Source organism: Rhizobium sp. No.120, from assembly GCF_054558365.1.
In genome coordinates, this window is record NZ_BAAJNQ010000008.1 from 167097 (window position 1) to 189954 (window position 22858).

Genomic DNA, 22858 nt, shown 5'->3' on the forward strand with positions numbered 1-22858 from the left:
CGCAAAGAAAATGGTATTGGTCATCGTGCCAAGCGCCCCCATGCCCCGATCCGAGCTACATGCTCCAGAAGCGCCATGTTAGGGCTCGGTAATTTTCCTTGCAACATCTGAAAAGTCATTACTGCGAAATCGTAAGCGATCTCGGGTATTTACGACTGTGGCAACGCATCCCTGCAGTTGCGCTGATCGTCTCATTCGCAAGCTAGGAAAAGCGGGAGAGCCGGAACGGCGCAAGCTCGTGCGCTTCGCTGCCATCGACGATTTCCTGCGCGGCGAGCAGGCCGACGAGCGGCGCGAGCGTGACGCCAGAATGCAGAACTGCGAGGTAGAGGCCGGGCGCCGCACCGGTGTTACCCAGGATCGGCAGGCCATCTTTCGGAGTCGGGCGATAGCCGATGGTGTGGAAATCAAGCTCCAGCGCCTCACCGTTTTTCAACATTGCTCTGACCTTGGCGAAGAGCGCGTCGGCAGCCGCTCGAGGATTGTCGCCGGGATCGGTGCCGCCGAAGTCGCTGCCGGCAATGATTCGTCCTTCTGCCGTCTGGCGCAGATGCAGTTCCGGTGCCATCACCAGACCGTTCAACATTTTCCGCACGGGTCGCGAATGAACGATGAGCCCCGGAGGTGTTTCGAGCGGCACGAGAATATCGATCGAGGCGGCGAGTGCGGCCGTGCCGGCACCGGCGGCCAGAACGACATGATCGGCGTATATCGGTCCCTCGTTCGTCTCGATACCGACGATTCGCTCGCTCTGCCGCAGCAGCCCTTTGACTTCGACGCCGGATGACAGGATCGCCCCTCGACGGCGGGCATCTTCCAGCAGCAGTTCGGCAGCGGTAACGGGTTCGACGGCGCCTTCTTCCGCGACATGCAGGGCATAGTCGGGCGGATTGGCCAGGTAGGGTTCGAGCATGGCACTTGTCGCGCGGTTGACAGGCTGTATGCCGTAGCCCCAGCCGTGGTGCTGCGCCGCATAAGCGTCCAACTCCGCCTCGGGCAGATCCCAACTGAGGCCGCCGCACCAGGATAGAGGGATGTCAGGCAGATCCGCCTTCAGCCTCGACCACTCCGTCATCGAGCGATGGCGGACGCGGAAGTAGAATTCCGGATTGCCCCAGCTGGCATTGATCCAGGCGAAGGAGTTCGGAGTGGCAACGCCGCCGGTCTGCTGCGCGACCACCGTTACCGATACGTCCTTGCGGCTCAGATGCCAAGCGATGGAAGCCCCGATGATACCGGCGCCGATGACGATGATTTTCTGCGGGGAGGACATGTCTTTGTCTCGCTTGAACGGATGAGCTTGAGACTACAGCATGTCGCGCAAAAGTGTGCAGCGGTTTTGCGATAACGACATGCGCGAAATCAAAGACCCTGGCAAAGAAAAGCCGCCGTGCGAAAGAGCGCCGGCGGCTGGATGTCTTGCGGTTATATGATTTGCGTCAGGCGCCGGCGCCGACACGCGCCAGGCCGTCTCTGGCCGGTTGATAGTTGGGATCGAGGTTGACCGCATGCTGATAGGAGCGGCGGGCTTTCGCCTTGTCGCCTTTGCGCTCATAAACGAAGGCCTGGTTTGCCCAGGATTCGGCGAGCTTGTTGTTCAGCTCGATAGCATGGTTGAAATCGGCAAAAGCGTTGTCGTCGTCGTTCTGCGCGAGATAGGAAATGCCACGGCTATTGTAGGGTTCCGGCGAGTTCGGCGACAGCGAGATCGCCTTGGAGAAATCGTCGATCGCCTTATCCTGCTGATTGCGCTTCTGGTAGATCACGCCGCGGCCGTTATAGGCGCGTCCATCCGTCGTCCCGAGGCTGATGGCCTTCGAATAATCGTTGAAGGCGTCGTTGTCGCGGCCGGACTGTCGGTAGAGATTGCCGCGGCCGATATAGGCGACATCATAGTTCGGGTTGATCTGCAGCGCCGCATTATAGTCCGCGACCGCTTCCGGCAGCTTGCCCATGTTGCGATAGATCAGCGCGCGGTTAGCGTACGCCTGGTAGAATTTCGGATTGAGCTGGATCGCCTGATTGAAATCGCCAAGAGCGCGGTTGAAATCGCCGCCGCGGCCATAGGCCGTGCCACGCACATTGTAGCCTTCCGGATCCTGCGGATTGGCATTGATGACAGATGTCAGCGAGGCGATATTTTCGGACGAACCCTGCGCCTTGTCGATCTGGATCACGTTATCTGTGCTGGCAGTCTGGCAGCCGGAAAGGCTGATTGCGGCAAGTATCGCCAAAGCAGGCAGAGCCGCGGCGCGCTTCGAAACGGGTAAGGAGAGGTTCGAAGTGCGGAACTTTACGGAAGTCGTCATTGCCATTATCGGGTTCGCTTTCCCCATGCGTCATATCAGGCTGTTCTGATTTAATCCGATTTGCGTAGAGAATAAATCAAAAAGGCGGCGGCGAACGACTCGCCCCCGCCACACATGCATCTGAAAACGTCGAAAAAACGGCGATTACTTGGCAACAAGGCCTTCGCGCTGAGCGCGCTTGCGAGCAAGCTTGCGAACGCGACGAACAGCTTCTGCCTTCTCGCGAGCACGCTTCTGCGACGGCTTTTCATAGTAGTCGCGCATCTTCATTTCGCGGAAAATACCTTCGCGCTGCATCTTCTTCTTGAGAGCGCGGAGAGCCTGGTCGACATTGTTATCGCGGACAAGTACCTGCACGAGAATCACGTTCCTTTGGTTTGGTTGATGCCAGCGGCGACGGCAGCGCCAGGAGGCAAAAATATAACGTTCGCGCAGCCGTAGCCTTGCGATTGGAAGGCGGGATAGCAGATCGGTTTGTCAAAGTCTAGCTAGATCGTGAGTTTGCAGAGGAAAAAGCGGTTTGTCGAGGGTGGATTTGAGCCGGCGATACCTGCTGGGCTTTCACGAAGGCGCTTGAAAGAGGGATTGGCAGATCCCGATCTTTGCGGCACTGACATGCTTATGTGAGCATTTCGGATCAGAATCATTCGTGAGCTGCGGGGGTATTGGAGCAGCCGTCCGAAACGAGGGGAAATCACTTTATGCAATCGCATCGCTTTATTGCTGTTAGGAAAGCGCTTAGTGCCATCGCGCTTAGCCTTGTCGTTCTCACTACGGTGTTTGCGCCTGCCAAAGCCGGCGAAGTGCGGCTCGGCAAGAATGTGCGCATCGGTGGCCATGATTTTTCCAATCAGACCTACGACAGCAAGCGTCGTGCGAGAATTTATCTCTATAATGGAAAGCCGCGAGAAGAGGGATGCGTCTGGCGCAAGGACGGTCATGGCGGGCGTGTGAAGGTCTGTCACCTGCAGCGCAAATAGATCTGCTGGCACTCGTAAGCAGACGGTTCGGCCGCATGGCAATTTTAACCGTGTCGAAAGCCGGTCCTGAATGCGTCGCAAAAGAGCCGTTGTGTCGGTTTTGGATTTGCGATTTGTATGACCCATAAAGATGGGCGTCTTGCCTGAAGGAGTTGAGGGCGAATGCGTAAATACTCGGTTTTTGCCGTGGCACGGGAAGCGATGCGGGCTCACAAGGGCTGGGAGGCTCAATGGACCTCGCCGGAGCCGCGCAAGGAGTATGACGTCATCATCGTCGGCGCCGGCGGTCATGGCCTGGGTGCGGCCTACTATCTCGCCAAGGAGCATGGCATCACCAATGTTGCCGTCATCGAAAAGGGCTGGCTCGGCGGCGGCAATACCGGCCGCAACACGACGATCATCCGCTCGAACTACCTCTATGAAGAGAGCATGCACATCTACGAGCATTCGATGAAGCTCTGGGAGGGGCTATCTCAGGATCTCAATTACAATGTCATGTATTCGCCACGTGGCGTGATGATGCTGTCGCACAATGTGCATGACCAGCAGTCCTTCAAGCGTCATATCCACGCAAATCGCCTCTATGGCATCGATAATGAATGGCTGACGCCGGAACAGGCGAAAGCCTATTGTCCGCCGCTCGATATTTCGAAGACGGCTCGCTATCCGATCAACGGCGCTGCCCTGCAGCGTCGCGGCGGCACGGCGCGTCACGATGCGGTCGCGTGGGGCTTTGCCCGCGCTGCTTCCGATCGCGGCGTGCACATCATCCAGAATTGCGAAGTGACCGGCATTCGCCGTGGGCCGGATGGCCGCGTGACGGGTGTCGAAACGAGCAAGGGCTTCATCGGCGCGAAGAAGGTCGGCGTTTCCGCAGCCGGCCATACCACGGTCGTCATGCAGATGGCCGGCGTGCGTGTGCCGCTGCAATCGAGCCCGCTGCAGGCATTGGTCTCCGAGCCGCTGAAGCCGATCTTTCCCTGTGTCGTCATGTCGAACACGGTGCATGCCTATATCTCGCAGTCCGACAAGGGCGAGCTCGTCATCGGTGCGGGCACGGACCAGTACAATTCCTATAGCCAGACCGGCGGGTTGCAGATCATAACCCATACGTTGGATGCGATCTGCGAGCTCTTCCCGATGTTCCGCCGCGTGAAGATGATGCGCTCCTGGGGCGGCATCGTCGACAATACGCCGGACCGGTCGGCGATCCAGTCGAAGACGCCGGTGCCCGGACTCTATGTCAATTGCGGCTGGGGCACGGGCGGCTTCAAGGCGACGCCGGGTTCGGCCAATCTCTTTGCCCATCTGATTGCTCGCGACGAGCCGCATAAGTTCAATGCCGGCCTGACGCTGGATCGCTTCCGCACTGGCCGTCTGATCGATGAGGCGGCCGCCGCCGCCGTGGCACACTGATGTCGGCCGCGGTCGGGATCGTTCTTGCCGCAGGGCTTTCCCTGCCGGTCGGAGCGATCGCGACCGAAGTCAGCGATCTTATTCCGGGGGTCAAGGATTTTCGCATGCAGGTGATCCACAAGGCAAAGGATGAGGCCGACTGGCCCTTCGTGGCCGAAAGCGGCGTGATTGCCTGTGCCAAGGTGCTGAACAAGCCGACGGTCTATTTCGTGCCGGACCAGACGCCCGAGGCGACCAGGGCGTTTGCGATCGACACTGATCTGCTGGGCATGAGCCTGGTTAATCTGGGGATGACCAACGTGCTGAAGCCCTATGGATCGCTGGAGGCGCTGCTGAAGCGCATAACACCTTTCGTCATCATGGGGCGGCAGCTTTGCGCGCAGCCTCCCGGCACAAGCCTTACAGGCTCCGAGCTTTAACACAGGTAGAAAACGATGCTGCTGATTTACTGCCCCTATTGTGAGGAAGAGCGTTCGGAACTTGAATTCCGCAACGCCGGCGACGCGCATATCGTGCGGCCGGCCAATATTGCCGGGATCTCGGACGAAGAATTCGAGGAATATTTCTTCCTGCGCGACAATCCGAAGGGGCTGATCTTCGAGCGCTGGCGGCACATCCATGGCTGCGGCCGCTTCTTCAATGCGGCGCGCGATACAGTGAGCGATCACTTCTACCGAACCTACAAGGCCGGCGAACCGAAACCGGATCCGGCGACGCTCAAGCCCGGCGCGGCCGAACCGGTGGCGCAGCAACAAAACGAACAAGAAAAGACGGCACCAACAGAGGGATTTGCTGAATGAGCGGCGCCAATCGTATCGCGGGCAAGGGGCGTCTGACGCCGGCCAGAACCGCTCGCTTCACTTTTGACGGCAAGACCTATACCGCGCTCGAAGGCGATACCGTCGCATCGGCGCTGCTTGCCAATGGCGTTCATCTGGTCGGCCGATCCTTCAAGTACCACCGTCCGCGCGGTATCCTCTCGGCCGGAGCCGAAGAGCCAAACGCGCTGCTCGATATTTCACGCGATGCGGCGCGGCGTCAGCCGAACGTACGTGCCAGCGTGCAGGAAGTCTTCGACGGCATGAAGGCCCAGTCGCAGAACCGCTGGCCGTCGCTCGCCTTCGATATCGGGGGCGTTAACAATCTGATGTCGCCCTTCTTTGCCGCCGGCTTCTACTACAAGACCTTCATGTGGCCGAAGTCGGCCTGGAAGCATATTTACGAGCCCTTCATCCGCCGTGCCGCCGGCCTCGGCGTTGCGCCGACGGAAGAGGATCCGGATCACTATGCCAGCCGCTATGCGCATTGCGACGTGCTCATCGTCGGTGCCGGTGTTGCCGGCCTCTCCGCGGCACTCGCCGCGGCTGAAACCGGCGCTAAAGTCATCCTCTGTGACGAGCAGCCGGAGGTCGGCGGCGCGCTCCGCTTCGACACCGGCATCAAGATCGACGGTGTGGAAGGCTACGAGTGGGCGCAGGTGACCTTCGCCAAGCTCAAGGCGATGCCGAATGTCCAGGTGCTGACCCGCACGACCGCCTTCGGCTATTACAACCACAATTTCTTCGGCCTTGCCGAACGCGTGACCGACCATCTGGCCAAACCCGGCCGCGACTTGCCGCGCGAACGCCTGTGGCAGGTCCGTGCCAAGCGCGCCATCCTGGCAACCGGCGCGATCGAACGCCACATGGTGTTTCCGAACAACGATCGTCCGGGCATCATGCTCGCCTCGGCGGCGCGTGCCTATCTCAATCATTATGGCGTCGCCGTCGGCGCGAAGATCGGTGTCTATACCGCACATGATTCGGCCTATGAGGCCGCCTTCGACCTGAAGCGTGCCGGCATCTCGATCGCTGCCATCGTCGACAGCCGTGCGCGGCCGGGCGAGGCAATTCTCGCCGAGGCAAAGCGGCTCGGTATCGAGGTGATGACCGACTATGCGGTCGTCGATACATCAGGCAAACTGCGCGTCTCCTCCATGACCGTCTCGCGCAACGGCAGCTCCGCCACCCGCAAGATCCCGGTGGATGCCCTGCTGGTTTCGGCGGGCTGGACGCCTTCCGTTCATCTCTTCTCGCAATCGCGCGGCAAGCTGAAATTCGATGCCGAAAAGCAGCGTTTCCTGCCGGGCACCTATGTTCAGGATTGCCTTTCGGTCGGTGCCTGCAACGGTACGGACGGGCTACAGGCCGCGATCGAGGAATCTCTTGCCGCCGGTGAGCTGATGGCGCGCGCCACCGGCAGCACCAATGGCGGCGAGAAGATCCAGCTCCACGCCGAACAGGCTTTCGAGTGGACCGGCGGCATGATCGGTGCGGCCGAAGGCGCCGGGCCGGACACGAATGCGAAGGCTTTCGTCGATTTCCAGCACGATGTCTGCGCCAAGGATATTCGTCTTGCCGTGCGCGAAGGCATGCATTCCATCGAGCATATCAAGCGCTTCACCACCAACGGCATGGCCTCCGATCAGGGCAAGCTTTCCAACATGCACGGGCTGGCGATCGCCGCCGAAATGCTCGGCAAGGATATTCCGCAGGTCGGCCTTACCACCTTCCGCGCGCCCTATACGCCGGTGACCTACGGTACGCTCATCAGCCATTCGCGCGGGGCTCTCTTCGATCCCGCACGCAAGACGCCGATGCATGCCTGGGAAGAGGCGCACGGCGCGATCTTCGAAGATGTCGGCAACTGGAAGCGCGCCTGGTTCTATCCGCGCGCCGGCGAGACCATGCACCAAGCCGTCAATCGCGAGTGCCGCACGGCGCGCGAAGTGGCTGGCGTGTTCGATGCGTCGACGCTCGGCAAGATCGAAGTGGTCGGACCCGACGCAGCCGAGTTTTTGAACCTCCTCTACACCAACGCCTGGGATACGCTGAAGCCCGGCCGCTGCCGCTACGGCATCATGACCCGCGAAGATGGCTTTGTTTATGACGACGGCGTCGTCGGGCGTCTGGCAGAGGATCGCTTCCATGTGACCACCACAACCGGCGGTGCGCCGCGCGTGCTGCATCACATGGAAGACTATCTGCAGACCGAATTCCCGCATCTGAAGGTGTGGCTGACCTCCACCACCGAGCAATGGGCCGTTATCGCCGTGCAGGGTCCGAAGGCGCGCGAGATCATCGAGCCGCTCGTCGAAGGCCAGGATCTGTCCAACGAGGCCTTCCCGCATATGAGCGTGGCCGAGTGCAAGGTTTGCGGCGTACCGGCGCGGCTGTTCCGCGTCTCCTTCACCGGTGAAGTCGGCTACGAAATCAACGTGCCGGCCGATTACGGCCAGTCCGTTTGGGAGGCCGTATGGGCTCGTGCCGAGCCTATGGGCGCCTGCGCCTACGGTACGGAGACCATGCACGTGCTGCGCGCCGAGAAGGGCTACATCATCGTCGGCCAGGATACCGATGGTACGGTGACGCCTGACGATGCCGGCCTTGCCTGGGCTGTTTCCAAGAAGAAGACCGATTTCGTCGGCATTCGCGGCCTGAAGCGGCCGGATCTCGTCAAGGAAGGGCGCAAGCAGCTCGTCGGTCTCGTCACCCGCGATCCGAAGGTGGTGCTGGAGGAGGGTGCACAGATCGTTGCTGATCCGAATGAGCCGAAACCGATGACCATGCTTGGCCATGTCACTTCCGCCTATTGGTCCGAGAATCTCGGCCGCTCCATCGCCTTCGCGCTCGTTGCCGGCGGACGCGAGCGCATGGGCAAGACGCTCTATGTGCCCATGCCAGACAAGACGATATCAGTCGAGGTGACGGATCTGGTGTTCTTTGACAAGGAAGGAGGCCGGATCAATGGCTGATCTCGCTACCCGCAAACTGCCCCTCGCCGGCCGCCACGGTGGTTCCTCGACCGTGCGGCTGACGCCAGCTGCTCCCGCAAGCCGCATTTCGCTGCGCGCACCGGCCGATTCCGTCCATGGTCTTTCACAGGCGATCGGCCTTCAACTGCCGACCCGGCCGAAGACCTCGGCCAGCGCCAATGGGCGTCATGCCCTGTGGCTCGGCCCGGACGAATGGCTCGTTATCGACGAAAATGGTGTCGAGCTGGTCGGCGTGGCTGCATCGTCTGGCGTGCTGCATTCGGCGACGGATATCTCGCATCGCAATACAGCCGTCATCGTGTCCGGCCCCGGCGCGGAAGCAACGCTTGCCGCCGGCTGCCCGCAGGATGTGTCGCTCAGCGCATTTCCTGTCGGCGCCTGCTCGCGCACGCTGCTTGGCAAGGCGGAAGTCGTAATCCTGCGGCTCGACGACGAGACATTCCGCGTCGAAGTCTGGCGCTCCTTCTCCGATTATGCCTTTGGCCTTCTGGCAGAAGGCGCGGAGGATGCCGGCCTTTAAGCTCGATAGCCTTAGCGGGCAAAGTCGATGTGGTGCATGACGCCGAGAGTTGATGGCAATGGATCTTGTTTGCCATCAATTTCGGTCGCATATTGGTTGTATCGGCGCGCTCGCAGCACTCGCCTTCAATCAGCGCATTGTGATGCGCGATACAAAGGTCACGCCCATGGGCTCTGACAGGGAAAGCCTTGAAGTCGATTCCAGGGCATGGACCGGGATAGGCTTCGAAAGCACGCAGCCAACGATGCCAAGTAAATTTGACGCTTTGGACCGTATTCGAAGCTACTTGACAGTTTTCGTGCCAACGATAATAGTTCTTCATATAATTGAGCAGGTTGTTGATGGCGAAGTTTCTTTCGAAGTGCTTTCTATATTTCGCGCTCTAACTTCCCAACTCCCGGAAGCTTTGTGCGGAATTGCGCTTCTTCTTCTGGTTATATTTGCTCAGAAAATCCGTTCCATCCTGAAAAAGTCTTAAGGCTCTTCCGGCCGATCCTTCGGGTCGAACTGCGATATGGTCGTCCATGTCGCAGTCAGTGCCGGCTTGCGTTCGTTTTCGATCTCGACCGTCACGTCATAAGTCAACATCAGCATATTGGCGCCGCGCAGTCGCGTTTCGGCGAGGGTGAAATGTCCTCGCACTCGCACGCCGCACTTGACCGGCGACATGAAGCGGATCTTCTCGAAGCCGTAGTTGATGCCCATGATCTGTTCGCCGATTTTCGGCAGGGCGCTGTAGTTCATCGCCGAGAGCAGCGAGAGCGTCAGGAAGCCGTGGGCAATCGTGCCGCCATAGGGCGTTTCCGCCTTGGCGCGTTCGGGGTCGACGTGGATGAACTGATGATCGAGTGTCGCATCGGCAAAAGTGTCGATCATCGTCTGATCGACGGCGATCCAGTCGGAAACGCCGATTTCCGTTCCCGCAAGCTTCATGATCTCAACAAGCGAAATTTCGCCGGGCATTCCATCCTCGTCAGTCTGTGTCGTCAAAACCCTTTCTGGCGAATCGAGACTGAAAGTGCAACCGCGATCAGTTTTCCAGAAGGAAGGCGACAGAGCGGGCAGGGATGGCGATTTGTCCACCGGCTATATTCTCGCCCCCCGTCGTCAGCTGGGACCAGCCGCCGCTCTCGGAAGCCGGCAATGTCACGGCGCGTTCGTCTCCGGCGCGATTGAAGACCAGGGCGAGCCGTGTCGAGCGGTCCGTCGCACGATCCTTTGTCTGCAGCGCCATGCCAAGCACGGCCGCTCCCGGCGCTTCCCAATCCGGCACCGTCATCGGCGTCCCTGCGCCTGAGAACCAATGCACGTCGCCATCGCCGCGGAAGAAATTCATGTCGCCAAAGGCCGTGAAGCGGCGGCGGAGGCTGGCAAGCCAGGCGGTATGGCCGATCAGTTCCTTGTCCAGCGTCTTCCAGTCCACCCAGGTGATGGCGTTGTCCTGGCAATAGGCATTGTTGTTGCCCTGCTGGCTGCGTCCGCCTTCATCGCCCGCCGTCAGCATGATCGTGCCGCGCGTGGCAAAGAGCATCGACAGCATGGCTTCGATATCGGCGCGGCGCTTGGATTGGATCTCCAGATCGTCCGTTTTTCCCTCGATGCCGTTGTTCCACGAGAAGTTCTCGTTATGACCATCGCGATTGTTCTCGCCATTGGCCTCATTGTGCTTGTTCTCGTAGGAAACGAGATCCATCAGGGTAAAGCCATCATGGGCGGCGAGGAAGTTGACACTGCGCGTCTGCGTCCGCCCGTCACGGCCGAAGATGGACGAGGAGCCGGCAAGAATCGTTGCCAGATCGCCGATGCCGGCATCGCCGCGCCAGAAGCGGCGCAGGTCGTCGCGAGCGCGGTCGTTCCATTCGAGGAAAGGTGTCGGGAAATTTCCGAGCTGATAGCCGCCGGGACCAATGTCCCAGGGTTCAGCGATCATGATGCGATCCTGCAGCACCTCGTCCGCCAGCATGGTGCGCAGCGTCATGCTTTCCGGATCGAAGCCCTTGCCGTTGCGTCCAAGCACGGTGGCGAGATCGAAGCGGAAGCCGTCGATCCCGGCATTGCGGACGAAATGGCGCAAGCTGTCGATGATGAGCTTGCGTGTCGGAGGCTGATCACATGCGACAGTGTTTCCCGTGCCGGTATCGTTGACCAGCGTTCCGGGCTGATCCGGCAGACTACGGAAATATGTAGGGTTATCGAGACCGCGCAGGGATAGCGTCGGGCCCTGACGGTCGCTCTCGCCTGTATGGTTGAAGACGAGATCCAGGATGACTGCGATCCCTTCGGCGTGAAGGGCTGCCACCGTCTCACGCAATTCCCTGATGCCGCCGGGGACGAGACGTGGATCGAGCGCCATGAAGGCAACGGGATTGTAGCCCCAGCCATTGGTGAGCCCGAGCGGCGGCAGATGCCGTTCATCGATCCAAGCGGTGATCGGCATCAACTCGACGGCGTCGACCTGCAGGCGCTTGAGATGTGCGATGATTGAGGGATGGGCGAGGGCGCCGAGCGTGCCGCGCTGTTTCGCCGGCACATCGGGATGCAGCATGGTGAACGGCTTTACCGCGATTTCGTAGATCAGGCCGCCGGGCTGAAACAGAGGCTTGGCCCGCTTGACGGCAACGTCGCGCGAGACGATCGCCTTCGGCATGAGATCCTGCGTATCAGTGCCATAGACCCCGAGGCGCGGATCGTAGCGAAACGGCCGATCGATCTCCTTGGCATAGGGATCGACCAGCAGCTTGGATAGATCGAACCATAGGCCGCGATCGGGATCATAGGTGCCATGGGCACGCAGGCCATAGCGCGTGCCTTCCCCCACATCTTTCACAAAGAGTCGATGCTCATCGCCGTCGCGGGTGAGCGGCAGACGCGCGATTTCCTTGTGGCCCTCGGCGTCGAACAGGCAAAGCTCTATCCGCTCGGCATGCCTGGAATAGACAGCAAATTCGACACCCGAGTCGGTGAGGGTGGTGCCAAGGCAGCGGGTTGTCGGTTCGGACATGTCTCGCGGGCTCTCCGGATCGCTGGAGATTGTTCGCTTACCCCGCCTGCGGGGAGAGGGCTAGGGTGAGGGGCAGAGCGTTCGGCAAATTATTCAGTGGCGAATTTCGAGAAGGCCCTCATCCGACCAATCGCCGCCTCACATTGTTCGGCGGCTTTTTGGCCACCTTCTCCCCGCATATGCAGGGAGAAGGGGCTTAGTCGTAAATTTAGGTAATCACCGTCGGTGCGTCACGGCCGGTGCGGCCCTTGATGTCGGCGATTTCCTGGGCGGCAGTGATGAGATCGGCCAATGCTTCCTGGGTTTCGATATTGTGACGCGTCGGATCGGCCTCGTAACGCTCGATATAGACACGCAGCGTTGCGCCCGTCGTGCCGGTGCCGGAAAGGCGGAAGACCACGCGGGAGCCGCCTTCGAAGAGGATGCGGATGCCCTGATGCTGGCTGACCGACTTATCGACCGGGTCGTGATAGGCGAAATCGTCGGCGGCGGAAACGGTGAGATCGCCGAACTTCGTGCCCGGCAGCGTCGGCAGCTTTTCGCGCAGCGCGGCAATCAGGCCGTTGGCAGCATCGGTATCGACGCCTTCATAATCGTGGCGTGAATAATAGTTGCGGCCATAGGTGGCCCAATGCTGCGTCACGATATCGATGACGCTCTCGCCGCGTACGGCGAGAATGTTTAGCCAGAGCAGCACGGCCCAGAGGCCGTCCTTTTCGCGAACGTGGTTCGAGCCGGTGCCGGAGCTTTCCTCGCCACAGATCGTCGCCATACCCGCGTCGAGCAGATTGCCGAAGAACTTCCAGCCGGTCGGCGTCTCATAAATGCCGACGCCGCGCTTCTCGGCAACGCGATCGGCGGCGCCGCTTGTTGGCATCGAGCGTGCAATGCCGGCGATGCCGTGCGAATAGCCGGGAGCGAGATTGGCATTGGCCGCCAGGATCGCCAGGCTGTCGGACGGTGTGACGTAGATGCCCTTGCCGATGATGAGATTGCGGTCGCCGTCGCCATCCGATGCTGCGCCGAAATCGGGCGCATCGTCGCTCATCATGTCGTCGTAAAGCTCCTTGCAGTAGACGAGGTTCGGATCCGGGTGGTGACCGCCGAAATCCGGCAGCGGCAGGAAGTTGCGGACCGATCCGTCCGGCGCGCCGAGGCGGATTTCGAAGATTTCCTTGGCATAGGGGCCGGTGACGGCGCTCATCGCATCGAAGCAGATGCGGAAGCCGAGGCTGATCAGGTTGCGGATGGCGCCGAAATCGAACAGCTCTTCCATGAGAGCCGCGTAATCTTCGACGGGGTCGATGACCGAGACGATCATGCCGCCGACATCCTCGCGGGCGATGCGGTCCAGGTTGATGTCCGGGAAGTCGGCGATCTTGTAGCTGTCGATCACCTTGGAGCGCTCGTAGATGGCGTCGGTGATCTTTTCCGGCGCGGGGCCGCCATTGCTGATGTTGTATTTGATGCCGAAGTCTTCCGTCGGGCCGCCGGGATTGTGGCTGGCCGACAGGATAATGCCGCCGAAGGCCTTGTACTTGCGGATGATGTTGGAGGCTGCGGGCGTCGAGAGGATGCCGCCCTTGCCGACCATTACCTTGCCGAAGCCGTTGGCGGCGGCCATTTTAATGGCCTTCTGGATGACTTCGCGATTGTAGTAGCGGCCATCGCCGCCGATGACCAGGCACTTACCCTGATAGCCTTCGAGCGAATCGAAAATCGACTGGATGAAGTTTTCCGCGTAGTTCGGCTGCTGGAATACGGGAACCTTTTTTCGCAGGCCCGAAGTGCCGGGTTTCTGATCCGCGTAGGGGGTGGTCGGTACAGTTTTAATCATCGGGTTAAGCGCCTCTCGAGACTAGACTGGAGTAGAGAGCGGCGTAGCGTTCTGCGCTCCTGCCCCAGGATACGTCGGATTTCATGCCCTGCTTTTGCATCTGCGTCCAGACTTTTCGATCTTGGAAGAGGTGCATCGCGCGGCGCATGGCCTGCAACAGCCCCTCCGCGGTGACGGGCGAAAATTGAATGCCGGTCGCGACTTTTGCCTGCAGCGCGGCGTGGTTGGCGTCGATAATCGTATCGTTCAGCCCGCCCGTTCGCGCAACGATCGGCAGGCAGCCGTAGCGTAAGCCATAAAGCTGCGTGAGACCACAGGGTTCGAAACGCGATGGGATGATAATCGCGTCGCAGCCGGCCTGCATCAGATGCGACATGGGCTCGTTGTAGCCGGCCGAAACGCCGACGCGACCGCGGTGACGGCCGGCTGCGGCAAAGAGCGCGCCCTCCAGCGCTGCGTCGCCGGCACCGAGAATTGCGAGCTTACCACCCATGTGGACAATCTCGCTGGCAACCTCGGCCAGAAGATCCATGCCCTTCTGCCAGGTGAGGCGGCTGACCACGCAGAAGATCGGACCATCATCCTCGTCCAGGCCGAAATGCTCGACGACCCGATGGCGGTTGATGGCGCGATCCTTCAGCGTCGCAGCGCTATAGGTCTGGGCGATCATCGGATCGGTCGCAGGGTTCCAGATATCGTCGTCGATGCCGTTGACGATGCCGTAGAGATTGTAAGCCTTGCTGGCGATGACGCCTTCGAGGCCCATGCCGAATTCCGGCGTCAGGATTTCCTCGGCATAGGATGGGCTGACGGTGGTTAGGGCATGTGCCGTCTGCAGCCCGCCTTTCAGGAAGCCGACATCGCCGTAATATTCGATGCCTTCCATGGAAAAGGCGTGGGCCGGCAGGCGCAGGCCCGGGAAAATGTCGGCGCCGAACTGACCCTGGAACGCAATGTTGTGGATGGTCAGAACACTCGGCAGTTCGGGTGTCGGATAGTAGCGCATGTAGACTGGCACCATGGCCGACTGCCAGTCATGCGCATGCACAAGATCCGGCCGCCAGCCGGGCAGGAGACCTGCGGCAATTTCCGCACCGGCGAGCGATAGCGCGGCGAAGCGCCGCCAGTTATCCGGGTAATCCTTGCCTGTCGCATCCACATAGGGACCGCCAGTGCGGCTGTAATAGGCCGGCGCATCGAGCACAAGGAAGGAGATGCCTGCGTGCTCGACTTCGAGAATGGTAGCTGCCTCGCCAAGGAGATCCGGAAGGTCCAGACGGACAATCGGATCGCGAATCGCTTTCATGACCGCAGGGTAGCCCGGGATGAGGGTCTTGGTTTCGACGCCATAGGGCTTCAGTGCAATAGGCAGGGCGCCGACCACATCGGCCAGGCCCCCTGTCTTTATCAGGGGGAAGACTTCGGACGAAACCGAGAGAACCTTCATAGGTTACAAATCCAGCTTGTCGATCATCGATTGGGTGATGAGGCAGATGCCGCTTTCCGTGCGGCGCCAGCGCTTGGCGTCGAGTTCCGGATCCTCGCCTACCACCAATCCCTCCGGAATGGTGACGCCATGGTCGATGACGACGTTCTTGAGCTGCGCGCGGCGGCCGATCTTGACACTCGGCAGCACGACGGCACCTTCCAGCTTGGAGTAGGAATTGGCGCGAACCCCGGTGAAGAGCAAGCTGTTATAGAGGGTCGCGCCGGAAATGATGCAGTCGCCGGCGATGACCGAGGAGATGGCGGAGCCGCGGCGGTCCTCGTCGTCATGGACGAATTTGGCCGGCGGGCTGATTTCCGCATAGGTCCAGATCGGCCAGGACTTGTCGTAGATGTCGAGTTCCGGCACCACGGCGGTCAGGTCGATATTCGCCTGCCAGTAGGCATCGATCGTGCCGACATCGCGCCAATAGGCTTCACGCTCGAAATCCGAGCGAACGCAGGACTGTGTGAAGCGATGGGCTACGGCCTTACCGTTCTTGACGATATGGGGAATGATGTCCTTGCCGAAATCGCGGCTGGAATTCGGATCGGCCGCGTCGCGCTTCAGGCATTCGATCAGGAATTTCGTATGGAAGACATAGATGCCCATCGAGGCGAGCGCGAAATCGGGATTGCCGGGGATGCCGGGCGGATCGGCCGGTTTCTCGACGAAATCTATAATCCGGTCCTTGTCATCGACATGCATGACGCCGAAGCCGACGGCCTCCATGCGCGGCACTTCCAGGCAGCCGATGGTGACATCGGCGCCGGAATCCACGTGCTGCTGCAGCATCCATTCGTAGTCCATCTTATAGATATGGTCGCCGGCTAGGATGACCATATATTCCGGACCGTAAGGCTCGATAATGTCGATGTTCTGATAGACGGCGTCCGCTGTACCCTCATACCACTGTGTTTCAGAAACGCGCTGCGATGCCGGCAGGATGTCGAAGCTCTCGTTTCGCTCGGGGCGGAAGAAGTTCCAGCCGCGCTGCATGTGGCGGATCAGAGAGTGCGCCTTGTATTGCGTCGCGACGCCGATGCGGCGGATGCCGGAATTGAGCGCGTTCGACAGCGCAAAATCGATGATTCTGGTCTTGCCGCCGAAATAGACGGCGGGCTTGGCACGGCGGTCGGTCAGTTCTTTCAGGCGGCTTCCTCGTCCGCCGGCAAGAACGTAGGCCATGGCATCGCGCGCCAGCGGCTGGAAACGTTTTTCTACCATTTTATTCCTCCCTGTCCGTAGTGATCTCAGAATTCCGGTTCGAGCATGATGGTCGCCAGCGGAGGCAGCGTTATGATCGCATGTACGCCTCCGCCTGCATTGACGGCCTGGACGCGCCCGCCATTCCCCTTGCCGCTGCCGCCGTAGATATCGGCATCGGTATTCAGTATCTCACGCCACCGCCCCTCAGCCGGCAGACGCAAGGTGTAATTCTCACGATAGACTGGCGTGAAATTGGTGATGACGGCAACCGGCTTTTCGCCTGGCGCCTTGCGCAGCCAGGCGAAGACCGAGTTTTCGAAATCGTCGACCACAAGCCATTCGAAGCCATCGCCCTCGCAGTCGCGGGCATGGAGCGCCGGCTTGCTGCGATAGGTGAAATTGAGATCGCGAACGAGGCGGCGCATGCCTTCGTGCATGCGGTATTGCAGCAGGTTCCAGTCCAGAGCGCGCTCCTCGCTCCACTCGCTCCATTGCGCGAATTCCTGACCCATGAAGAGCAGCTTCTTGCCGGGATAGCCCCACATGAAGGCATAATAGGCACGCAGATTGGCGAATTTCTGCCAGTCGTCACCTGCCATCTTGGCAATCAGCGATCCCTTGCCGTGAACCACCTCGTCATGGGAGAGCGGCAGCACGAAGTTTTCCGAGAAGGCGTAGATCAGGCCGAAAGTGAGCTCGTTGTGGTGATATTTGCGATGCACGGGCTCGCGGGCAAGATAACTCAGCGTATCGTGCATGAAGCCCATGTTCCATTTGAAGCCGAAGCCGAGCCCGCCTTCATGGACGGGCTGCGACACTTTCGGCCAGGAGGTCGATTCCTCGGCGATGGTCATGACGCCGGGATGAGCGCCATAGATCCGGGTGTTCATGGACTGCAGGAAACGCACGGCTTCGAGATTTTCGTTGCCGCCGTATTCGTTGGGTATCCATTCGCCATGCTTGCGGGAATAGTCGAGGTAGAGCATGGAGGCGACGGCATCGACGCGCAAACCGTCCAGGTGATATTTTTCCGCCCAGTAGAGCGCATTGTTCAGCAGATAGGCGAGAACCTCGGTGCGGCCGAAATTGTAGATCGCCGTATTCCAGTCGGGATGAAAGCCCTTGCGCGGGTCTTCGTGCTCATAAAGCGCTGTACCATCGAACCAGCGCAGGCCATGCTCGTCGGTCGGAAAATGTGCCGGCACCCAATCGAGAATGACGCCGATCCCGACCTTGTGGCAGCCGTTGACGAAGCGGGCAAAACCTTCCGGTTCGCCGAAGCGGGCCGTCGGCGCGTAAAGGCCCGTGGTCTGATAGCCCCAGGACGGATCGTAGGGGTGCTCGGTGATCGGCAGGAATTCGATATGGGTGAAGCCCATGTCGACGCAATAGGGGATAAGGCGCGAAGCAAGCTCGTCCCATGACAGCATCGAACCGTCGTCCCGGCGCTGCCAGGAACCGGCATGCACCTCGTAGATGGAGATCGGCTGACGGCGCTGATCGACGCTTGCCCAATGCTCGCGGTGGGCGGAATCGTCCCAGACCTGAAGCAATTCGTTGGCGGTGACCGAAGCCGTCTTCGGGCGCAGTTCACTGCGTCGAGCAAAGGGATCCGCCTTCAACGGCAGCAATACGCCATCCTGACCGCGGATCTCGAACTTGTAGGCCACACCGGCCGGCACATCGGGGGCGAAGATCTCCCAGATGCCGCTATCGGAGCGGAAACGCATGACATGACGGCGGCCATCCCAATTGTTGAAGTCGCCGACGACTGAAACACGCTGCGCATTCGGCGCCCAGACGGCGAAATGGAAACCCTGGACGCCCTCGTGTTTCAGCGGATGGGCGCCCATCTTGTCGAAGAGGCGCAAATGCGTGCCCTGACGCGCAAAGTAATCGTCCATCGGCCCAAGGACCGGGCCGAAGCTGTAGGGGTCGGTCACAGCCCATTCGGCATCACCGCGCCTGGCGCGATAGCGGACCGGCTGCTGCTTGGCGAGTTTGACCTCGCCGGAAAAGAAGCCTGCCGAATCAAGACATTCGAGCTCGCCGATGACGGAACCGTCTAGCGCCGTGGCGGTGACGGCTTCCGCGCCAAGGATGAAACAGCGGGCCACATAGCCTTCATCCGTCTTGTGTACGCCGAGAACAGCGAACGGATCGGAATGCGTGCCTGCGAGAATTGCAGCAATATCCCCTGCCGAAATATCCCTCAAGCTTGTGCCGTCAGCGGGTTTTTTCGGCTTTTTCATCCGGCTCTCCAGATTTCCTTGGCATACTGACGGATCGTCCGGTCGGAGGAGAACCAGCCCATGCGAGCGGTATTGTTGATCGTCTTTGCGTACCACTCCGACGGGTTGGCCCAGAGAATGTCGACTTCGCGCTGTGCCGAGGCATATGCGTCGAAATCGGCGGCGACCATGAACCAGTCGTGGCTATAGATGCCGTCGATCAGGCTCGCATAGCGGTTGCGGTCGTCAGGGGAGAAGACGCCGGAGGCGATGGCCGAAAGTGCCTGAGCCAATTCGCGCGAACGCTCGATGATCGCGCGCGGATTGTGACCGTCGCTGCGCAGGTTCGCGACCTCGTCGGCTCGCAGTCCGAAGATGACGATATTGTCCTCGCCGACATTGTCGCGCATTTCGACATTGGCGCCGTCCAGCGTGCCGATGGTCAGCGCGCCGTTGAGGCCGAACTTCATGTTGCCGGTGCCCGATGCTTCCATGCCGGCGGTGGAGATCTGCTCGGAAAGATCGGCGGCCGGAACCATGACTTCCGCCAGAGAGACGTTGTAGTTCGGCACGAAGACGACCTTCAGGAGGCCGCGCACGGAGGGATCGTTGTTGATGACACGAGCGACGTCGTTGATCAGTTTGATGATGAGCTTCGCGTTGTGATAGCTCGGCGCCGCCTTGCCGGCGAAGAGCTTGACGCGCGGTTGCCAGTCGAGTTCCGGATGCGACCGGATCTGGTCGTAGAGCGCCACCGCTTCGATGACATTCAGAAGCTGGCGTTTGTATTCATGGATGCGCTTGATCTGGATATCGAACATCGCATTCGGATCGAGCTTGATACCCATGCGGCTGGCGACGAGGTTGGAGAGCTGCACCTTGTTGGCACGCTTGATGGCGGCGAACTTCTCCTGGAAGGCGCTGTCGCGGGCAAACTGATCCAGCGGCTTCAGCTGTTCCGCATCGTCGAGGAAGGCGTCGCCAATGGTTTCCCGCACGAGATTGGTCAGTCCGGGATTGCACTGCATCAGCCAGCGCCGCGGCGTGATGCCGTTCGTCTTGTTGTTGATGCGATCGGGATAGAGCTTGTGCAGGTCGGCGAAGACGGTGACCTTCATCAAGTCGGTATGAAGCGCGGAAACGCCGTTGATCGAATGCGAGCCGACGAAGGCGAGATTGCCCATGCGCACGCGGCGATCGCCATTCTCGTCGATGAGCGAGATCGAACGGATTTCGGTATCGCTGAAATTGCGCAGCTTGCGCGCTTCCAACAGTACCTTGGCATTGATGGCGTAGACGATCTGCATGTGACGCGGCAAAAGCCGTTCGAACAGCGGCACGGGCCAGCTTTCCAGTGCTTCTGGCAGCAGGGTGTGGTTGGTGTAGCCGAAGGTGTTTCTGGTGATGTCCCAGGCCTTGTCGAAATCAAAGCCGTGGACATCGATCAGCAGGCGCATCATTTCCGTGACGGAGACGGCCGGATGCGTGTCGTTCAGCTGGATCGCGACCTTGTCGGCGAGATTGGTCAGATCGTCATATTGCTGAAGATGACGGCGCAGGATGTCCTGCAGCGAAGCCGACGAGAAGAAGAATTCCTGGCGCAGGCGCAGCTCCTGGCCGGCGGGCGTCGCATCGGCAGGATAGAGAACGCGCGTCAGGCTTTCGGCCTTGTTGCTTTCGCGTAGCGCGCCGATGTGATCGCCGGCGTTGAAGGCATCGAGCAGGATAGGGTCGATCGGCTGCGCCGACCAGAGGCGCAGCGTGTTGACGCGCTTGCCGCGCCAGCCGACGACGGGGGTATCGAAGGCGGTGGCGATGACGCGCTCGGCCGGTTTCCAGACGTAGCGGGGCTGATCGTCATGGCTGCCGATGGTTTCGACGGCGCCCCCGAAGCCGATTTCATAGGAGCTTTCCTGGCGTTCGAACTCCCACGGGTTGCCGTGCGCCAGCCAGGTTTCGGGCAGCTCCACCTGCCAGCCGTCGGCCATCTGCTGGCGAAACAGGCCGTGCACGTAGCGAATGCCATAGCCATAGGCCGGCACGTCGACGGTTGCCATGGATTCCATGAAGCAGGCGGCGAGACGGCCAAGACCGCCATTGCCGAGCGCCGCGTCGGGCTCGAGGCCGGCGATGACGCGGATGTCGACGCCCAGCGAAGCGAGCGCGTTGGTGATCTCCTCCATCAGGCCGAGATTGGAGATGGCGTCGCGCATCAGGCGGCCGATGAGGAATTCGAGAGATAGGTAGTAAACACGCTTCGCACCGGTCTGATAGACCTTGCGGGTGGATTCAATCCATTTGTCGATGACGCGGTCGCGAATGACCAGGATCGTTGCCGTCAGCCAGTCATGTGGCTTGGCGACCTTTGCGTCCTTGCCGATGCGGTATGTCAGGCGCTCGATGATTTCTTCGGCAAGGATTTCCGGGCGGGAACTGCGCGGCGCTGGAACGGGGAGATCGGCCTTCGTCAAGTTATTCATACTATCAACTCTCGCCATTTGTGATTTATATTCAGCGTGTTACGCTAAACTAAATCGATTTGCCTTCCGTTTCACTATCAGTTTACGCACCGATGTAAAGCAGTTGCAACAAGCGAGTTGCGCAGATGCGAAAATTGCGGCGAAAGGTTTCCGGTAAACGGGAAAAGACTTGATTCCGGTGATATTTCGGGCTCTTATCCGCGCATTGAAAAAACAAAAGCCGCGCGATACTCGTCCCGCGCGGCTTTTTCTTTTTCATATACCTTTGGTTGCGTCGCGCTATTGCCGGCTGGATCACTTAGTCAGCAGCGTCATCTGCTTTGATGTTTCCGTGGCGATTGTCTTGAAGGCGGCAACCAGATCCGACATCTGCTGCGCAGCAAAGTAGTTTGATGGACTCGTCGCGCAATTTTGCAGCAGACTTTGGCCACGTGCCGGAGCCATGAAGGCAACAGTATAGATTCTGATACCGGCGGCCTTTGCAGCATTGCAGGTTGCCAGCGTCTTCTGATCCGAGCTGGCGTCGTTGTTTTCTCCATCTGTCATCAGGATGATGTACTTCTGGAAAGTCTTGTTATTCTTTTTGGCCTGCGCAGCTGCTTCAGAAGCCGACGTGAGGTTGTTGAAAGCCATTGTCATCGGTGCACTGGACTCGGTACCGCCCTCAGCATTCAACCCGCTGACGACGTTGGTACGAGTCGATTTTGTTCCCCAATCGAGATTGCTGTAGCTGTCGACTTCGCTGCTCCAAGCAATGGCTGCGGTGCGGACGTATTGCGAGGTAGGATCGGCCGCGTCCAACTGGTCCAGGAGACTGCCGACCGCTGTTTTCAGTGCTGCAATCTTTTTGACGTAGCAAGGGCTCTGAGCCTTTGGATACTGATACAGATAATTCCCTTTGGTATAATATTGAATACAGCTTGTCTGAGTGGTGTCGATAACTTCCGTATTCAGTAACATCGAACCGGACTTATCGAGCGCGATCTCCATCGACAGCGCATTCTTCTGGGTTTCGGTAGTCTTACCGCTGGTTGACGTGCTGGACGCAGAAATGTTCAGGGAGCTCTGCCCGGTCAGGCGGGTCATGCTGTTCACAGACATCGAATAGGATGCATTTACAACGACCGTGTAACCCGAATTCCCGGAGGAATCGGTCGTTTTTGTTACCGTCGTGCTGGTGCCCGCTTTCAGTGAATTCGTAGCCTGCACATCGCTGGCGAGATAATTCGACATCTGGCCGAGGACAAAATTATTGGCCATATCCTTGGCGGTCGTCGTGGTCGCACTACCTTCAGCGAGCGCCGTTGCTGTAGCGAGTGCCGCGGCGTCCGTTGATTCCTGAAGCTGGCTGCGTGTCAGCGACATATTCGTGACATCGACCGCTACACCTCCTGCCACAGCGAGCACGGGTACGGCAATCGCCGTCAGGATGCCGAAGTTTCCGGCTCTATCTCGTAGAAGTTGTTTTGTAATGCGAAGTAAATCCGAGCCGGCAACCATCATGTCCGCCTATAAAAGAGCTTCAGTCTCAAGAATGGCGGGACTATCGATTACAGATATTAGTTGAAGGTTTAA

General features: G+C 59.7%; 18 protein-coding genes. 7 read left to right on the plus strand and 11 right to left on the minus strand.

Annotation, left to right across the window (positions count from 1 at the left end):
- Positions 1–202 precede the first annotated feature (202 nt).
- The 3 genes from ACYJRZ_RS21755 to rpsU all read right to left on the minus strand — a co-directional run bounded on the left by ACYJRZ_RS21755 (position 203) and on the right by rpsU (position 2666).
- The gene (locus ACYJRZ_RS21755) at positions 203–1273 is read right to left on the minus strand and encodes an NAD(P)/FAD-dependent oxidoreductase (protein ID WP_459462435.1); all 1071 of its coding nucleotides are present in this window, start codon (positions 1271–1273) and stop codon (positions 203–205) included.
- Positions 1274–1439: 166 nt separating this feature from the next.
- A complete protein-coding gene (locus tag ACYJRZ_RS21760; protein WP_459462437.1) occupies positions 1440–2315 on the minus strand; it encodes a tetratricopeptide repeat protein in 876 nt (291 codons plus the stop codon).
- Positions 2316–2453: 138 nt separating this feature from the next.
- Complete coding sequence (gene rpsU / locus ACYJRZ_RS21765) at positions 2454–2666, minus strand: 30S ribosomal protein S21 (protein ID WP_004117638.1); 213 nt, start codon at positions 2664–2666, stop codon at positions 2454–2456.
- Positions 2667–3010: 344 nt separating this feature from the next.
- Between rpsU and ACYJRZ_RS21770 the strand changes: the two genes are divergently transcribed.
- From ACYJRZ_RS21770 to ACYJRZ_RS21800, 7 genes are all read left to right on the plus strand, one after another.
- Complete coding sequence (locus ACYJRZ_RS21770; RefSeq protein WP_459462439.1) at positions 3011–3289, plus strand: hypothetical protein; 279 nt, start codon at positions 3011–3013, stop codon at positions 3287–3289.
- Positions 3290–3451: 162 nt separating this feature from the next.
- A complete protein-coding gene (locus tag ACYJRZ_RS21775) occupies positions 3452–4705 on the plus strand; it encodes a sarcosine oxidase subunit beta family protein (RefSeq protein ID WP_112343287.1) in 1254 nt (417 codons plus the stop codon).
- Entirely contained in the window at positions 4705–5124 is a 420-nt protein-coding gene (locus ACYJRZ_RS21780; RefSeq protein ID WP_459462441.1) for a hypothetical protein, read from the plus strand. The genes ACYJRZ_RS21775 and ACYJRZ_RS21780 overlap by 1 nt, the downstream gene beginning before the upstream one ends.
- 15 nt (positions 5125–5139) lie before the next feature.
- Positions 5140–5505: a sarcosine oxidase subunit delta gene (locus ACYJRZ_RS21785; RefSeq protein ID WP_112400687.1), complete on the plus strand. Its 366-nt coding sequence runs from the start codon at positions 5140–5142 to the stop codon at positions 5503–5505.
- On the plus strand, positions 5502–8498 hold the full coding sequence (locus ACYJRZ_RS21790; protein ID WP_459462444.1) for a sarcosine oxidase subunit alpha: 2997 nt from the start codon (positions 5502–5504) through the stop codon (positions 8496–8498). The genes ACYJRZ_RS21785 and ACYJRZ_RS21790 overlap by 4 nt, the downstream gene beginning before the upstream one ends.
- A complete protein-coding gene (locus tag ACYJRZ_RS21795; protein ID WP_459462446.1) occupies positions 8491–9039 on the plus strand; it encodes a sarcosine oxidase subunit gamma in 549 nt (182 codons plus the stop codon). The genes ACYJRZ_RS21790 and ACYJRZ_RS21795 overlap by 8 nt, the downstream gene beginning before the upstream one ends.
- Before the next feature lie 52 nt (positions 9040–9091).
- A complete protein-coding gene (locus ACYJRZ_RS21800) occupies positions 9092–9517 on the plus strand; it encodes a hypothetical protein (protein WP_459462448.1) in 426 nt (141 codons plus the stop codon).
- On the opposite strand, the gene ACYJRZ_RS21805 is transcribed toward ACYJRZ_RS21800, so the two are convergent.
- The 8 genes from ACYJRZ_RS21805 to ACYJRZ_RS21840 all read right to left on the minus strand — a co-directional run bounded on the left by ACYJRZ_RS21805 (position 9514) and on the right by ACYJRZ_RS21840 (position 22786).
- On the minus strand, positions 9514–10002 hold the full coding sequence (locus tag ACYJRZ_RS21805) for a MaoC family dehydratase (protein WP_459462450.1): 489 nt from the start codon (positions 10000–10002) through the stop codon (positions 9514–9516). The genes ACYJRZ_RS21800 and ACYJRZ_RS21805 overlap by 4 nt on opposite strands.
- A gap of 67 nt (positions 10003–10069) precedes the next feature.
- Positions 10070–12040 (minus strand): glycogen debranching protein GlgX, encoded by a 1971-nt coding sequence (gene glgX, locus ACYJRZ_RS21810; RefSeq protein WP_459462452.1) that lies wholly within the window; start codon positions 12038–12040, stop codon positions 10070–10072.
- Between the two features lie 208 nt (positions 12041–12248).
- The gene (locus ACYJRZ_RS21815; protein ID WP_459462454.1) at positions 12249–13877 is read right to left on the minus strand and encodes an alpha-D-glucose phosphate-specific phosphoglucomutase; all 1629 of its coding nucleotides are present in this window, start codon (positions 13875–13877) and stop codon (positions 12249–12251) included.
- 4 nt (positions 13878–13881) lie between these two features.
- Positions 13882–15324: a glycogen synthase GlgA gene (gene glgA / locus ACYJRZ_RS21820; RefSeq protein WP_459462456.1), complete on the minus strand. Its 1443-nt coding sequence runs from the start codon at positions 15322–15324 to the stop codon at positions 13882–13884.
- Between the two features lie 3 nt (positions 15325–15327).
- Positions 15328–16590 carry a glucose-1-phosphate adenylyltransferase gene (gene glgC, locus ACYJRZ_RS21825; protein WP_459462458.1) on the minus strand — a complete coding sequence of 421 codons (1263 nt, stop codon included), beginning with the start codon at positions 16588–16590 and terminating at the stop codon, positions 15328–15330.
- 26 nt (positions 16591–16616) lie between these two features.
- Positions 16617–18824, minus strand: coding sequence for a 1,4-alpha-glucan branching protein GlgB (gene glgB / locus ACYJRZ_RS21830; protein ID WP_459462460.1), 2208 nt, complete (start codon positions 18822–18824; stop codon positions 16617–16619).
- On the minus strand, positions 18821–21283 hold the full coding sequence (locus ACYJRZ_RS21835) for a glycogen/starch/alpha-glucan phosphorylase (protein WP_459462462.1): 2463 nt from the start codon (positions 21281–21283) through the stop codon (positions 18821–18823). The genes glgB and ACYJRZ_RS21835 overlap by 4 nt, the downstream gene beginning before the upstream one ends.
- A 294-nt stretch (positions 21284–21577) precedes the next feature.
- A complete protein-coding gene (locus ACYJRZ_RS21840; RefSeq protein WP_459462464.1) occupies positions 21578–22786 on the minus strand; it encodes a vWA domain-containing protein in 1209 nt (402 codons plus the stop codon).
- Between the last annotated feature and the right edge of the window lie 72 nt (positions 22787–22858).

Bases quoted from the DNA above. Each gene is read 5' to 3' on its own strand.
- ACYJRZ_RS21775 (WP_112343287.1), top strand. From the start codon at position 3,452: ATGCGTAAATACTCGGTTTTTGCCGTGGCACGGGAAGCGATGCGGGCT.
- glgA (WP_459462456.1), bottom strand. From the start codon at position 15,324: ATGAAGGTTCTCTCGGTTTCGTCCGAAGTCTTCCCCCTGATAAAGACA.
- ACYJRZ_RS21835 (WP_459462462.1), bottom strand. From the start codon at position 21,283: ATGAATAACTTGACGAAGGCCGATCTCCCCGTTCCAGCGCCGCGCAGT.
- glgC (WP_459462458.1), bottom strand. From the start codon at position 16,590: ATGGTAGAAAAACGTTTCCAGCCGCTGGCGCGCGATGCCATGGCCTAC.
- ACYJRZ_RS21840 (WP_459462464.1), bottom strand. From the start codon at position 22,786: ATGATGGTTGCCGGCTCGGATTTACTTCGCATTACAAAACAACTTCTA.
- ACYJRZ_RS21780 (WP_459462441.1), top strand. From the start codon at position 4,705: ATGTCGGCCGCGGTCGGGATCGTTCTTGCCGCAGGGCTTTCCCTGCCG.
- ACYJRZ_RS21785 (WP_112400687.1), top strand. From the start codon at position 5,140: ATGCTGCTGATTTACTGCCCCTATTGTGAGGAAGAGCGTTCGGAACTT.
- ACYJRZ_RS21815 (WP_459462454.1), bottom strand. From the start codon at position 13,877: ATGATTAAAACTGTACCGACCACCCCCTACGCGGATCAGAAACCCGGC.
- ACYJRZ_RS21770 (WP_459462439.1), top strand. From the start codon at position 3,011: ATGCAATCGCATCGCTTTATTGCTGTTAGGAAAGCGCTTAGTGCCATC.
- ACYJRZ_RS21805 (WP_459462450.1), bottom strand. From the start codon at position 10,002: ATGCCCGGCGAAATTTCGCTTGTTGAGATCATGAAGCTTGCGGGAACG.
- glgB (WP_459462460.1), bottom strand. From the start codon at position 18,824: ATGAAAAAGCCGAAAAAACCCGCTGACGGCACAAGCTTGAGGGATATT.
- ACYJRZ_RS21800 (WP_459462448.1), top strand. From the start codon at position 9,092: ATGGCAATGGATCTTGTTTGCCATCAATTTCGGTCGCATATTGGTTGT.
- ACYJRZ_RS21760 (WP_459462437.1), bottom strand. From the start codon at position 2,315: ATGGCAATGACGACTTCCGTAAAGTTCCGCACTTCGAACCTCTCCTTA.
- ACYJRZ_RS21755 (WP_459462435.1), bottom strand. From the start codon at position 1,273: ATGTCCTCCCCGCAGAAAATCATCGTCATCGGCGCCGGTATCATCGGG.
- glgX (WP_459462452.1), bottom strand. From the start codon at position 12,040: ATGTCCGAACCGACAACCCGCTGCCTTGGCACCACCCTCACCGACTCG.
- ACYJRZ_RS21795 (WP_459462446.1), top strand. From the start codon at position 8,491: ATGGCTGATCTCGCTACCCGCAAACTGCCCCTCGCCGGCCGCCACGGT.
- ACYJRZ_RS21790 (WP_459462444.1), top strand. From the start codon at position 5,502: ATGAGCGGCGCCAATCGTATCGCGGGCAAGGGGCGTCTGACGCCGGCC.